This window comes from Mycobacterium sp. E3339, from assembly GCF_001666915.1.
In the GTDB taxonomy this organism is placed as follows: Bacteria; Actinomycetota; Actinomycetes; order Mycobacteriales; family Mycobacteriaceae; genus Mycobacterium.
Window position 1 is genome coordinate 1 of record NZ_LZIZ01000078.1, and the last position, 12790, is coordinate 12790.

General features: G+C 69.5%; 15 protein-coding genes. 2 read left to right on the top strand and 13 right to left on the bottom strand.

Translation table 11 applies throughout. From position 1 onward, the window contains the following. From A5702_RS07055 to A5702_RS07090, 8 genes are all read right to left on the bottom strand, one after another. On the bottom strand, nt 1-1059 hold a 1059-nt coding region (locus A5702_RS07055; RefSeq protein WP_068219434.1), incomplete at its 3' end, for an NADH-quinone oxidoreductase subunit C. Then, the gene (locus A5702_RS07060) at nt 1056-2522 is read right to left on the bottom strand and encodes a proton-conducting transporter membrane subunit (RefSeq protein ID WP_068219436.1); all 1467 of its coding nucleotides are present in this window, start codon (nt 2520-2522) and stop codon (nt 1056-1058) included. The genes A5702_RS07055 and A5702_RS07060, both read right to left, overlap by 4 nt. After that, complete coding sequence (locus A5702_RS07065; protein WP_068219442.1) at nt 2522-3184, bottom strand: hypothetical protein; 663 nt, start codon at nt 3182-3184, stop codon at nt 2522-2524. The genes A5702_RS07060 and A5702_RS07065 overlap by 1 nt, the downstream gene beginning before the upstream one ends. Next, nucleotides 3181-4131, bottom strand: coding sequence for a respiratory chain complex I subunit 1 family protein (locus A5702_RS07070; protein ID WP_067823391.1), 951 nt, complete (start codon nt 4129-4131; stop codon nt 3181-3183). The genes A5702_RS07065 and A5702_RS07070 overlap by 4 nt, the downstream gene beginning before the upstream one ends. Nucleotides 4132-4136: 5 nt before the next feature. Beyond that, nucleotides 4137-6044: a proton-conducting transporter membrane subunit gene (locus A5702_RS07075; RefSeq protein WP_231965010.1), complete on the bottom strand. Its 1908-nt coding sequence runs from the start codon at nt 6042-6044 to the stop codon at nt 4137-4139. Between the two features lie 65 nt (nt 6045-6109). Next, complete coding sequence (locus A5702_RS07080; protein ID WP_068219467.1) at nt 6110-6589, bottom strand: NADH-quinone oxidoreductase subunit B family protein; 480 nt, start codon at nt 6587-6589, stop codon at nt 6110-6112. 4 nt (nt 6590-6593) lie between these two features. Next, entirely contained in the window at nt 6594-6932 is a 339-nt protein-coding gene (locus tag A5702_RS07085) for a helix-turn-helix transcriptional regulator (RefSeq protein WP_156349422.1), read from the bottom strand. A 94-nt stretch (nt 6933-7026) separates the two neighbouring features. Further along, complete coding sequence (locus tag A5702_RS07090) at nt 7027-7797, bottom strand: alpha/beta fold hydrolase (RefSeq protein WP_068219445.1); 771 nt, start codon at nt 7795-7797, stop codon at nt 7027-7029. A gap of 63 nt (nt 7798-7860) precedes the next feature. Here A5702_RS07090 and mhuD point away from each other — a divergent pair, with 63 nt between their 5' ends. Then, the gene (gene mhuD / locus A5702_RS07095) at nt 7861-8181 is read left to right on the top strand and encodes a mycobilin-forming heme oxygenase MhuD (protein ID WP_055399804.1); all 321 of its coding nucleotides are present in this window, start codon (nt 7861-7863) and stop codon (nt 8179-8181) included. After that, nucleotides 8156-9520, top strand: coding sequence for a serine hydrolase (locus A5702_RS07100; RefSeq protein WP_055399806.1), 1365 nt, complete (start codon nt 8156-8158; stop codon nt 9518-9520). The genes mhuD and A5702_RS07100 overlap by 26 nt, the downstream gene beginning before the upstream one ends. 9 nt (nt 9521-9529) lie before the next feature. On the opposite strand, the gene A5702_RS07105 is transcribed toward A5702_RS07100, so the two are convergent. The 5 genes from A5702_RS07105 to A5702_RS07125 form a co-directional block, all read right to left on the bottom strand. Further along, on the bottom strand, nt 9530-10513 hold the full coding sequence (locus tag A5702_RS07105) for an alpha/beta fold hydrolase (protein ID WP_082955975.1): 984 nt from the start codon (nt 10511-10513) through the stop codon (nt 9530-9532). Between the two features lie 189 nt (nt 10514-10702). After that, on the bottom strand, nt 10703-11233 hold the full coding sequence (locus A5702_RS07110; protein ID WP_068219446.1) for a histidine phosphatase family protein: 531 nt from the start codon (nt 11231-11233) through the stop codon (nt 10703-10705). After that, entirely contained in the window at nt 11230-12006 is a 777-nt protein-coding gene (locus A5702_RS07115; protein ID WP_068219458.1) for a CbtA family protein, read from the bottom strand. The genes A5702_RS07110 and A5702_RS07115 overlap by 4 nt, the downstream gene beginning before the upstream one ends. Before the next feature lie 4 nt (nt 12007-12010). Next, nucleotides 12011-12223: a CbtB-domain containing protein gene (locus A5702_RS07120; protein ID WP_068219462.1), complete on the bottom strand. Its 213-nt coding sequence runs from the start codon at nt 12221-12223 to the stop codon at nt 12011-12013. Between the two features lie 138 nt (nt 12224-12361). Beyond that, nucleotides 12362-12742: a YbjQ family protein gene (locus A5702_RS07125; protein WP_055399813.1), complete on the bottom strand. Its 381-nt coding sequence runs from the start codon at nt 12740-12742 to the stop codon at nt 12362-12364. Between the last annotated feature and the right edge of the window lie 48 nt (nt 12743-12790).

Consider the following 12790-nt stretch of genomic DNA (forward strand, 5'->3'; position numbering starts at 1 on the left):
CGCGCGCGCGACATAGCCCAGGCACCCGAGCGCGTGAGCGTCTTCTCGATGCAGGACCGCGGTCCCTGCGAACCGGTCATACACCACGGTGTTGTGCAGGGTCAGTTCGGCGACCTCGGCGATGTCGGTGGCGATGCGTCGCAGCGCGTCGGCATCCGGGAGCGCCCGCAGCGCGACCCCGCCCGGCCGCACCGCGCCGCGCAGCAGCCGATGACCGGTGATCGCGTCGTTGAGCCGCAATAGTTGTTCGCGGATGCGTTGCGCGTGCGCGTGCGCGAGTCCGAATCCGACGTCGTTGGCCAGCGCGCCCAGATCGGCGGCGTGGTTGTAGAGCCGTTCCAGTTCGAGCAGCAACGCCCGCAGTCGGTGCACCTCGCCGGAAATCTCCATCCCGAGCGCGTCTTCGATGGCGAGGCAGTGGGCCAGCGCGTGCCCGACGGAGGTGTCGCCGCTCACCCGCTCGGCCAAGTCGACCGCGCCGCCGGCCAGCCGACCCTCGAAAAGCTTTTCCATCCCGCGGTGGACGAACCACAGCCTGGCCTTCAGGCGGATCACGGTTTCACCGGCGACGGAGAAGCGGAAGTGGCCGGGCTCGATCAACCCCGCGTGCACGGGGCCAACGGGGATCTCGTACACCCCGGGCCCCTCGACCGTGACGAACGGGAAGTGGCCGGTGCCATCAAGTTTGGGTGAGGGTTGCGCCGCGCGACGCATCGGATACCAGTCCTCGGGCCAGTGCGCATGCCGCACCAGGCGACGAGGTTTGGGATGGCCCAGGCACCGGATGCCATACAGGTCCGCCATTTCGCGCTCGAAGCGGCTGGCCGTGAACGACAGGCCGGCCAGCGATAGCAACGTCGGATCGTCTTTCGGCACTGAGCATTCGAGCTCGACGCGGCGATCCGGCCAACCGGCAAGGAACAGATAGACGATCCGGTAGGCGGCGGAGTCGTCGTGGGCGGCCACCAGGGCCAGTCGAAATCCCTTGCCCAGCAGGTTTTCCGCCGCCTCCGCCAGCCGGTTCTGCGATAGCCGGTGGCGTTGCCATTCGGGCCTCATCGCGGTCCCCCGACGGCGCTCGCCGCGGCGGTGAACAGCTCGGTGAGCGGGCCGGCCGTCACGCCGAGCGCCAGCGATGCGGCGATGCCGACGACCAGGGCGGCCGACACCGTTCGCGGCACGGCGATTTGGGGTGCGCCGGCCGGGCCGCCCAGCAAGATGCGGCCCGCGTTGCGCGCCAGGGCGGCGAAGGCGATCGCAACCAGCAGCATGCCCGCGGCGAGCACCCAAATCAGCCGGGCGTCGGCGAGTGACCGGACGATCGCCAGTTCGCTGGCGAACATCGCGAACGGCGGAAGGCCGAGGAGAACGATCACACCGACTGCGATCGACACGCCGATGAGCCGGGAGCGCCGCAACACGGCGGCGATGTCGGCGATCGCGGTCGAGTCGTGCGCCGCCTGCAGCGGACCGCTCGCCAGGAACAGGACCGTCTTGCCGATCCCGTGAGCCAGGACGTGCAGCAGCAGCGCGGTGATGGCCAGCGAGGTCCCGACCGCGGCGGCGATCGCGATCAAGCCCATGTTCTCCATCGAGGAGTACGCGAGCATGCGCTTGAGATCCGGTGTCACGGTGAGCATCAGGGCCGCGACCACCAATGTCGCGAGCCCGAGGACCAGCAGGCCCGAGCGCATGAAAGCGGGGCCGGTGGCGGCGCCGATGATCGGCTTGAGGCGAATCAGCACCGAGAGGGCCACGGAGAGCAGTACGCCGCTCATCAGCGCGGAAACCGGTGCGGGCGCCTGGCTGTGGGCGTCGGCAAGCCAGGTGTGGAACGGAAACAACCCGGCCTTGGCGCCGTAGCCGATGAGCAGCAGGCCGCCCGCCAGCCGGGCGATGCCGGGGTCGAGCGCGCCGGCGTGTGCGGCCAGCACGTCGAGGTTCAGCGCGGCGGAGGCCGGGGCGCCGGCATGCTCGGCGGCGTAGTAGAGCAGCACGGTGCCGAGGAAGGCGACGGCGATCCCGACCGAGCAGATCACGACATACTTCCAGGTCGCTTCGAGCGCCCTGCGGGTACGGCGGTGCCCGACCAGGAAGGCGGTGATGACCGTGGTCGCCTCGATCGCGATCCAGACGACGCCGATGTTGTTGGCGCACACCGCGACAACCATCGCCGCCAGGAAGCCGGCCGTGAGGGCCCCATACACCCGTGCGCCGCGCGTGTCGGTGTGGCCGCGTGCGAGTTCGGCGTCGAGGTAGCCGATGCTGGCCCAAGTGGCCAGCGTGGCAACGATTCCGATGACGATCAGCATGGAGACGCTGAGTGCATCGACTCTCAATAACCCGCTCAAGGCGAGCCGGGCGCCGATTCCGACACGGACCGCAAGCGCCACACCACAGCCGAGTACCGTCACCGCCGCGAGCACGATCAGTGTCGCGGTCGCGCGGCGCCATCCGGCGATCAGGACGGCGACCGCGGCACCTATCGGGGTGAGGATCGCGGCGAGCACTAAGGCGGTCATCAGTCGTGCAGCTCCTGTAATGCGTCCAGGTCGGCACCGCCGAAAGCCTGGGCCAACCTGCCGGTCAGGACGCCGATCACGATGACGGCGAACAACACGTCCAGCGAGGCGCCGAGTTCCACGATCAGCGGCACGCCCGCGGTGAGCAGAAACGCGGTGGCGGCAATCCCGTTGTCCAGCATGAGAAATCCCGCCGCCTGCGATACCGCGTGCCGCCGCGTTACCATGACGAGCAGCGCGATCAGCACGACCGCGGTCGCGGCGGGCACCGCGGAAGTGGTCGCGGCGGGCTGCAGACTCACCAGCGGCCCGGTGGCGGCGAACGCGGCGAGCGTCAGCGCGGCCGTGATGAGCAGTGACGTTGCGGTGTTGATCACCGGGGTGGCCTCCCGGCGCGACCGCGACCCGGCGCCGCCCGCGCGGGCCAGCAGCCGCGGCAGCACCGCAACCCGCAAGGCCAGCACGGCGACCCCTACTCCGATCAACGCACCGTCACCGTCGTACGCCCCGCGCAGCAGGGGGATGGTGGCCAACGCAACGCCCTGCCATGCCAGCAGCCGGATGATGGCGGTGAGGTCGCGCCGCCACACGATCAGCACGGCGGCCAACAGCAGCCCGCCGGCGGCGAGGTCGACCAGTACCGAAAACGTGCTGTACGTCATGTCGCCACCACAAAGAAGTTGGCCGCGACGACCGCGAGCAACGCCAACAAAAACGATCCGGCCAGCAACTCGGGCACTCGGAACAGGCGCAGCTTGGCGACGAACACCTCGACGGTGGCCAGCGACACCGCGAGCACCGCGACCTTGGCCGCCACCGCTGCGAGTCCGATCACGATGCCGACGCCACCGGGCCGCTCCCCCGCAATACCCCACGGCGCGAACAGGTTTGCCAGCAGCGCCAGGAGCACGGTGAGCCGCATCCCGGCCGCCCACTCGACCAGGGCCAGCTTCGGGCCGGCGTATTCGAGAACCATCGCCTCGTGAACCATCGTCAGCTCGAGATGGGTGGCCGGGTTGTCCACCGGCAGTCGCCCGGTCTCGGCGACGATCACGATCACCAGCGCCGCGAACGCCAGCACCGCGGCCAGCGACACCACCTGCCCGGGGTGGGTGACCGTATGCGCCACCAGCGCACCGAGATTGGCCGAGCCCACCGGCATGGACAGGGCGAAGACCGCCAGCAGGATGGTGGGTTCGACGAGTGCGGCGATGGTGATCTCGCGGCTGGCGCCCATGCCGCCGAACGAGGTGCCGGTGTCGATGCCGGCCAGGGCCAGGGCGACGGTGCCCACGAACAGCAGGCCGACCACGGCGAACAGGTCGGCGCTGGCGTCCAGTGGCGATCCGGTTGCGACCAGCGGCGCGATCGCGGCGATCAGCAATGTCGATCCCGCGATCACCGCGGGTGCGGCCGCGAACACCACCGTCGTCCCGATCGGGGTGATCTGTTGCTTGCCAAGCTGTTTGACGATGTCGCGCCACGGCTGCAGTATTCCGGCGCCGGCGCGGCCCTCCCAACGGGCGCGCACCTGCCGGGTCAGGCCGACCACCAGCGGCGCTCCGGCCATCACGCCGGCGACCTGGACCGCGGCCGCGACGTAGGACAAGCCGTTCATCGTGCCACCACCAGCACGACGAGCACTCCGAGCGCGCCGTAGGCCAGGTACAGGTGCACGCTGCCGGTGTGGGCGCGCCGCACGATATCCGCCGCTGCGGCGACCGCCCGGATCACCGGGGTGTAGCAGCGTTCCTCGATGGCGTCGGTGATGCTGCTGCGGTAGGTGATCTTTTCGGCCAGATAACGCGATTCGGCGGTGTGCGTGACTTCGATGTCGGTGTCGGGACGCAGGACGTCGTCGAACACCCGCTGCAGCGGCTCGGCGAACGACGTTGCGGTGTACTGCATTCGCGCGGTGAGCTCCTCCGCGCCACAAGCCCACAGCGGCAAGGCGGCGGGCGCAGGACGCCGGCTTCGGCGCCAGAGCGTCAGCATCGCCGCGATCACCGTGGCCGTCACGACGCCGATGGCGATCACGCCGGGGGCGATCGACCCCGGCAGGCCGGGCAGCCGCACGACGGCCCCGAGGCTGGTGAAGCCGATCGCCCGCGCGGCCGGTAGTGCGGCGACCGCCTGGCGCAGCGCGGGTGCCACAACCGCGGGCGCGACCGCCAACATCAGGCAGGCCGCTGCCGCGATTGCCATGGCGACCACCATGGTGCCGGGCGCCTCCCGGGCGTCGGCGGCCCGCTTTGAACGAGGCCGCGCCAAAAACCCGATCCCGAACGCCTTGACCATTGCCGCCACGCCCAGACCCGCGGTGAGCGCGACGGCACCCACCGCCAGCGGCGTGGTCAACGCCAAGACGGCCGAATGTCCTCGGGCCGTGTGGATCAGCGACTGCACCAGCAGCCACTCGCTGACGAATCCCGCGCCGAGAGGCAGCCCGGACGCCCCGAGCGCGGCGACCGCGAACAGCGTCGTCGTCGCCGGCATCCGGCGGGCCAGGCCGCCCAGCCGGTCGAGATCGCGCAGCCCGGTCGCGGCCAACACCGATCCCGCGGCGAGGAAGCCTAGGCATTTGAATGCCGCGTGCGCGACGAGGTGCAGCATGGCGGCGGCGGCGGCGATCGTGGCCGGCCCGCTCGCGCCCGTGGCCGCGAAGAGGGTGGCGGCCCCAAGGGCCAGCGCGATCAGCCCGAGGTTCTCGGTCGTCGAATAGGCAAGCAGCCGTTTGAGATCCGTGGCCACCGAGGCCTGCACCACGCCATAGAGCGCCGACACCCCGCCGACGACCATCAGGGTCAGCCCCCACCAGCGTGGTCCCGGCCCGAGCAGCTGCAAATCGAAGCGGCAAATGCCATAGACCCCGAGGTTGATCATCGCCGCGCTCATCAGCGCCGACACCGGGCTAGGCGCCTCCGGATGGGCTCGCGGCAACCACGCGTGCAACGGCACCAAGCCGGCCTTGGAGCCGAATCCCGCCAGCGTCAACAGAAACACCGCGGTGCCCGCGCCTTGCGGTATGCGGTGCAAGTCGGTGAACCGGTCGGCGCCGCCGGCCGCCGACAACACCATCAGGCCGACCAGGATCGCCACGAAGCCCAACTGGGTCATCACCGCGTACACCAAGGCGGCGGAGCGAACCTGCCGGCGGGTGTGGTGCGCCAGCACCAGAACCAGCGACGCGACCGCCATCAACTCCCACGCCAGCAGGAAGGTGGTGACCGACGCCGCCGCGGGCACCAGCAACATCGCCCCGACGAACGCGGGCAACACCGCGAGCGTGACCGGTCCCAGGCGCTCGCGCCGGGCATAGCCGATCGTGTAGAGCCCGACCACGACCGCGACCGCCCCCGTGAGCGCCATGAAGAACCCGCCCAGCGGATCGAGGCCCAACTGGACGCCCGCCAGCGGCAGCAACCAACCGATGCGCACGGCGCGCGCCGAACCGAACATCCCCGCGGCGCCCGCCCAGACCCCACAAACGCCCAGCAGCGAGGTCAGCAGGCCCGCCCAGATGGGGCCGGATCCGTTGCCGCCCAGGGTTTTCGGTTCGGGCGCCGCTCGGGTCGCCAGCGCCGCGGTCACTTGCCGGTCACCGAACGCAGCGCCGCGACGATCTGGCTAGGTGTCGGCGGGCACCCCGGGATCTCCACGTCCACACCCACCATCTCGCCGACGGCGCCGGCCACCCCATAGCCGTCGCCGAGGACCCCGCGGTTGACGGCGCAGTCGCCACAGGCGATCACCCGACGCGGCCGCGGCGTGGCCTCGAGCGTGGCGCGCAACGGGCCGGCCATGTTGTGCGTGACGACGCCGGTCACCAGGAGCGCATCCGCATGTCGCGGCGAGGCCACCAGGCGGGCACCGAACCGCTCGGCGTCATAGACCGGCCCGAACGCGCCCGCGATCTCCACCTCGCACCCATTGCACGATCCCGCGTCAACGTGCCGGATCTGAAGTGAGCCACGTACCCCGGCGGGCGGCTCGGTCACCGGCTCCGGCGCGGGTGGCGCGGGTTCGGCGATCCGGCCGACGCGCAGGGCCTTGCTGATCCAGCCCACGGCGCTACCCCGCACCGCCGGCGCGCAGGCCTTCCAGCATCGCCACGCGATCGCTGAGCACCCCGGTGAGAACCTTGCGCGCCACCATCAGCAGTTCGGCGATATCCGGGGAGGCGATCGAGTAGATCATCGTGTTGCCGTCCCGCAACGCGTCCACGACACCGGCTCGGCGCAGGACACCGAGCTGCTGCGAAAGGTTCGACGCCTCGAGCCCCACCTCGGGCAACAACTCGGCGACCGACTTCTCGCCCGTCACGAGCAACTCCAGAATCCTGATCCGTGCGGGGTGCCCCAGCGTCTTGAAGAACTCCGCCTTGAGCTGGTACAGCGGCTCCGCCACGATAGGTCTCCTGAAGGCTACAAAGTTTCTATGCTTTAGCAATTGAAGAATTTATCATATGCTTCACCGGGCTTCAGCCGGGCCGGTCCGACCCGGTTCAGTCGGCGGCGGGCAGCGTCGCCCAGAATGACTCGACCGCCCGGCGGTACACCGCAGGCGCGTCGTCGTGAATCAAATGACCGGCGTCCGGCACGTGCAAATAGGTTGTGGCGGAGTTGATTTCGGCCATTTGTCGCATCTGCCCCGGCGGGGTCACGGAGTTGCCGGCCTCGATGAGCAACGCGGGCACGCGCACCGCCCGCCACTGCTCCCAGTAGTCACGGGTGCCCCATTCGGCGGCGATCTCGATCCAGCGCGCGGTGTCACCGTGCAGGCGCCAACCGGTAGGGGTGCGGTCGAACGCCTCCAAAAAATACTGCCCCGCGACGGGCCCGAACTCGTCGAATACCCGCTGCGCGGAATCGAATTCGACCGGAAGTGCGTGCAGCCACGGCTCCCATGGGCCGGTGGTGCGGCCGCGGAAGTCCGGGGCCATGTCCTCGACCACCAGCGCCGAAACCAGCTCCGGACGATGGGCGGCCAGACACCACGCGTGCAGGCCGCCCATCGAGTGTCCGATCAGCGCGGCCGGCGTTCGCAGCGTTTCCACCGCCTCGGCGAGGTCGGCGACGAACCGCTCGGTGCTGATCGGGTGCGGGTCGTCGACCCCGCGGCCCCGATGCCACAACGCGTCGTAGGTGTATACCCTGCCCAGCGCGGCCAGCCAGGGCAGCTGCCGCGACCAGGTGCTGCCCCGCCCCATCAGGCCGTGCACCAGCACCAACGGCTCGCCTTGCCCCCCGCGGCAAGTCAGCAGATCACCGGGCATGTCACCATCCTGCGTGCCCCGCCCTGCAGTCGGACAGGACGGGCGAAGGGGTAGCCTAGCGGCATGTCGCCAGTGGTGAAGATCAACGCAATCGAAGTACCCGCCGACGCCGGGCCGGAGCTGGAAAAGCGGTTCGCGCACCGGGCGCACGCGGTCGACAACCAGCCGGGCTTCCTCGGGTTTCAGCTGCTGCGCCCGATCAAGGGCGAGGACCGCTACTTCGTCGTGACGCAGTGGGAATCCGAAGAGGCGTTTCAGGCGTGGGCGCAGGGGCCCGCCATCGCGGCGCACGCCGGCGAGCGGGCCAACCCGGTGGCGACCGGGGCCACGCTGTTGGAATTCGAGGTTGTGATGGACGTTGCCGGCAACAAGCAGGCTGGCTAGCGGGTTCTCGGCCCGACGCCGCGTGGTGGCGTTGAGCGCCGCCACCGCACTGGTAGTCACGTTCGCGCCCGGTTGCACCTCGTCCCCGTCACCGCAGGCGAACGCCGCGAATCCGGGCCGGCAGATCGACGTCCGGACGCCGCCGGGCATCCGGGCGCAGCAGACGCTGGACATGCTCAACTCGGACTGGCCCATCGGCCCGGTCGGCGTCGGCACGCTGGCCGCGCCCGACATGGTCAAGCCGGTGGAGAACACCATGGAGGCGCTGTGGTGGGACCGCCCGTTCACCCTCGACGGCGTTGATCTGGGCGCCAACGTGGCCACGTTGCACCTGACGTCGTCTTACGGTGCGCGACAAGACATCCGGATCCACACCGACGACGGCGGGTGGGTGGATCGGTTCGAGCTGGAGACCCAGGCGCCGAAGATCAACTCGTGGCGCGACATCGATGCGGTGTTGAGCAAGACGGGCGCCCGCTATTCCTATCAGGTGGCCAGGGTCGACGACGGGCGTTGCGACCCGGTTGCGGGCACCAACACCGGTGAATCCCTGCCGCTGGCATCGATTTTCAAGCTCTACGTGCTGCACGCCCTGGCGGGCGCCATCAAGGATGGGACCGTCTCCTGGGACGATCAGCTGACCGTCACCGACAAGAGCCGCGCGGTGGGCTCGTCCGGTCTGGCGCTGCCCGCCGGAGCCCAGGTCTCGGTCCGGACGGCCGCCGAGAAGATGATCGCGACCAGTGACAACATGGCGACCGACCTGCTGATCGGAAAGCTCGGCACCCACGCCATCGAGCAGGCGCTCGCCACGGCGGGCCACCACGACCCGGCCAGCATGACGCCGTTCCCCACGATGTACGAGCTGTTCTCGATCGGCTGGGGCAAGCCGGACCTGCGCACCCAATGGCAGCACGGGTCACCGCAAACGCGCGCCCAGCTGTTGGCGCAGGCGAATTCGACTCCGTACGAGCCGGATCCGACTCGCGCCCACACCCCGGCGTCGTCCTATGGCGCGGAGTGGTACGGCAACGCCGAGGACATCTGCCGCATTCACACGGCGCTGCAGGCCGACGCCGTCGGTAAGGCCGCACCGGTGAAACAGATCCTGTCCGCGGTGTCGGGTATCGCGCTGGACCGCAACGTCTGGCCGTACATCGGCGCGAAAGCCGGTGGCCTGCCGGGTGATCTGACCTTCAGCTGGTACGCCGTCGATAAGACGCAGCAGCCGTACGTGGTCAGCTTCCAGCTCAACTGGCCCCGCGATCACGGGCCTAACGTGACCGGGTGGATGCTGCAGATCGCCAAGCAGGCATTCGCGTTGATCGCACCGCGCTGATCGTCACCGCTAGCCAGCTTGGGATACGGGCGACAACGATCCCAGGACAGCGACGAGTGCGTCGGCACCTTCCCAATTGAGCAGATGGCCGGCGTCCGGCACCGTGACGAGCCGTGCGCCGGGTATCCCGGCGGCGAGCCGTCGCGAATGAATCGGCGGGGTGCTGCGATCGGCTGAACCGACCATGACGACCGTCGGAATCGAAATCTCCCCCAGCTGGGGGTAACGGTCCTCACGCCCGAACGCACGCAGGATCGGCGTGAGGGGCCCATGCTCGCGCATGTGTCTGTCGAAGAACTCGATGAACACCGAAATCATTGCCGGAGAAGGGTTTTTGCCGCACTGGGCCGCGCCGAAAAGCACACCGCCGACCCGCGTTCGCACCAGCCAGCCCATGAGCCCCGACTCCATCAGCGGGATCTGCAGCCTGTTCTGCGGCGCGCCGTCGTGAATCCGACCCGCCCAGGTCGCGAACAACACCAACCCCCGCAGACGGCCTGCGACGTCCTCGTGGTCGAGCACCGCGCGGACCGCGATGAAGCCGCCCATGGAGTGGGCCACCAGCACGCCGTCCTCGATGCCGAAGTACCGCAGGACCGCCGCGTAGTCTTCGGCCATGGGCGCGGACCCAACGCCCGCCGAACCGAGCGTCGAGCTACCGTGTCCCCGTTGATCGAAGGCGATGAGGCGGTAGCCCCGAGCCGCCAACTGATCCCAGACGATGTTCCACTCACCCAGCGTGCCGCCGTAGCCGTGCGCGAAAACGACCGCGGGACCCTCGCCGGCGGTGATGGCGCGCAGCACGGTCCCGTCGGCACGGCCGATGAAGTGTTGCTCGCCGCGCTGTTCGGTAGCGAGGCGCTCACGAGGATAGGGATCGGGGTTGTTCTCGATTCCCGCGACGACCGATAGGGCGGCATAGCGGGCGGCCAACGCGAGTACCCCGAACAGCGTCGCGACGCCGGCCGGCTTCGTCAGGGCGCGTGGGATCATAGGGCCCTCTCCTCGATTACAACCCGAAGACTGTCCCCGGAACTATACGGAGGTAGTCGCTTTCAGCGCCCTATTCGGCCACGGGCAGAGCGGGTTAGTTGTTCGTCGGCCACAGAGTCGGGCGATGCGGTCGAGGACATGGGCCGATCATCGCAGGGGGGTACGACAAGTTTCGAAAGCCCGATCCGCTCACAGCCGCAGCGTCCAGCGGCCGTCGCGCAGGTGCATGACGGTATGACTGACGGGCGCAATGTCGATGCGCCAGAACGATTTCGGCGGTGCCGCCAAGGCGAGCAGGATCGCCGCCCGGATGACCGCGGGATGCGTCACCGCCACGGTCGGCTGGCTCACCGACTTCAGCCATCCCGCCACCCGTTCGATCAGATCGACGATCGACTCACCGCCGTGCGGCGCCCCGTCGGGATCCGTCAGCCACGCCTCGAGGTCCCGCGGGTCGATCGCCTCCCACGCTTGCCCGCACCATGCCCCGCAATCGATGTCGGCCAGCCGGGGCTCGACGCCGGCGGCCAACCCCAGCAGCTCGGCGGTTTCGCATGCGCGCCGCTCGGGCGCGGCGAGGTGCTTCTTGGGTTTGAGGCCAACCCTTTTCACCTGCCCACGTCCGACGTCGCTGAGCGGTTCGTCGAGCGGAAATCGACCGGCAGCCATGGCGTCGGTCATCGCGTGCGACACCATCGTCAGCCGCACGACACCGGTCACGCGTTGATGCTCGGCGCGCGCTCCCCGAGAACCCGGCCGGCGAGCGCCCCGAACAGCACGCCGATGGTCGCCCACAGCACCACCTGCGTCGCCAGCGACACCAGCCTGAATTCGTAGAGGATGTCGGCGGGGAAGCCCGGATAGACGATCGCGCCCGACGCGTCGCGCAGCGGGCCGGGTGTCTCGTCCACGCCCGGCAGCGCCACCATCACCACCGCAACCGCCGCGACATAGGCGCCGGCGGCGAGCAGCCGCCCGTTCCACGCCCCGAACCGGGCGGTCAGTGACCGCGCCAGCCAGACCGCGGCGATGGCGAGGGCCACCGACGCCAGCACCATCACCAGATACCAGGCGGTGCGCGCCCCGATCGTGTCCGCCTGGCCCACCGCCGGCGGGTTCGGCGGATACTTCACGAACGGCACCAGGTACACGGCGACGAACGCGGCCGCCGCGAGCAGCAGCGAAAGCGCGCGCGCCCCAACGGTTGTCACGCGCGCCGCAACCACACAGAACAGCACGGCGAACAGCGCGCCCATCGCCACACCGAAGATCAGCACCCCGAAGCCCAGGCCGGCGTTGGACTGCACCCCGCGGCTGAACAACTCGGCGCCGTGCTCGTGCACGCCGTGAGCGTTCTCGGCGTCGGTTCGGCCGTCCTCGAAAGCGATCGCGCGACCGATCGCCGGCTCGGCGCACAGGCGGGCGAAGGCGAACGCCAACACCGCCCCGAACGCACCGGCCAGCAGGCCGCGTCCGATCAGACGCTTCTCCACGCGATCAGTGGCAGGGGAAGCCGAGCAGGTGCCGCGCGTCGTGCACGAACTCGTGCATGTGCGAGTCGGCGCCGAACAGCGACACCGCGCCCTGATCCACGCCGACGAAGTACAGCGCCAACAGGGCGAGGAAGGCGGTTGCCGCCAACCAGACCGCGGCGCTGGCCGCCGACAGGTCAACTTGGGCACGGGCGCCGGGCAGCTGAGGATTGGACACATCGACTCCTTCCGGGGATAACCGCGTCCCCGCTGGTGATGACGGGCGATGGGTCTGACTATCTACAGTGGCGCGACCGTTCTGGACTTTCACCAGATTCCGTTGCCCGTCAGGACGAACGTCAGTCTAAACCGCCGCTCACTGCTGTGGGGGCGGGGAGCCGTAACCCAGTTGGCCGGCCGTGTATTTGGCGGCCTCGGTGACCGGGGTGGCCTGAACCGCCGTGCCGTAGGCGCAGATCTCGGTCCACACGTCACCGATTTCGGTGGTGTCGAATCGCATGGCGACGATCGCGTTGCCGCCGCGATTGCGCGCCTCGACGATCAGCCGGCCCATCGCCTCGTTGCGGCTCTCGGCCAGGTTCTTGGTCATGCCGGCCAGCTCGCCGCCGAACATGGCCTTGAAGCCGGCGCCCATCTGGGAGAACGCGTTGCGCGAGCGGACGGTCAGCCCGAACACTTCGCCGCAGACGCGCTGGATCTCCCACCCGGGGAGGTCGTTGGTGGTGACGATCAGCACGGCGGGCCTCCTGGTCACAGCGAAAACGGGCGGTTAGTCTCACGGGAC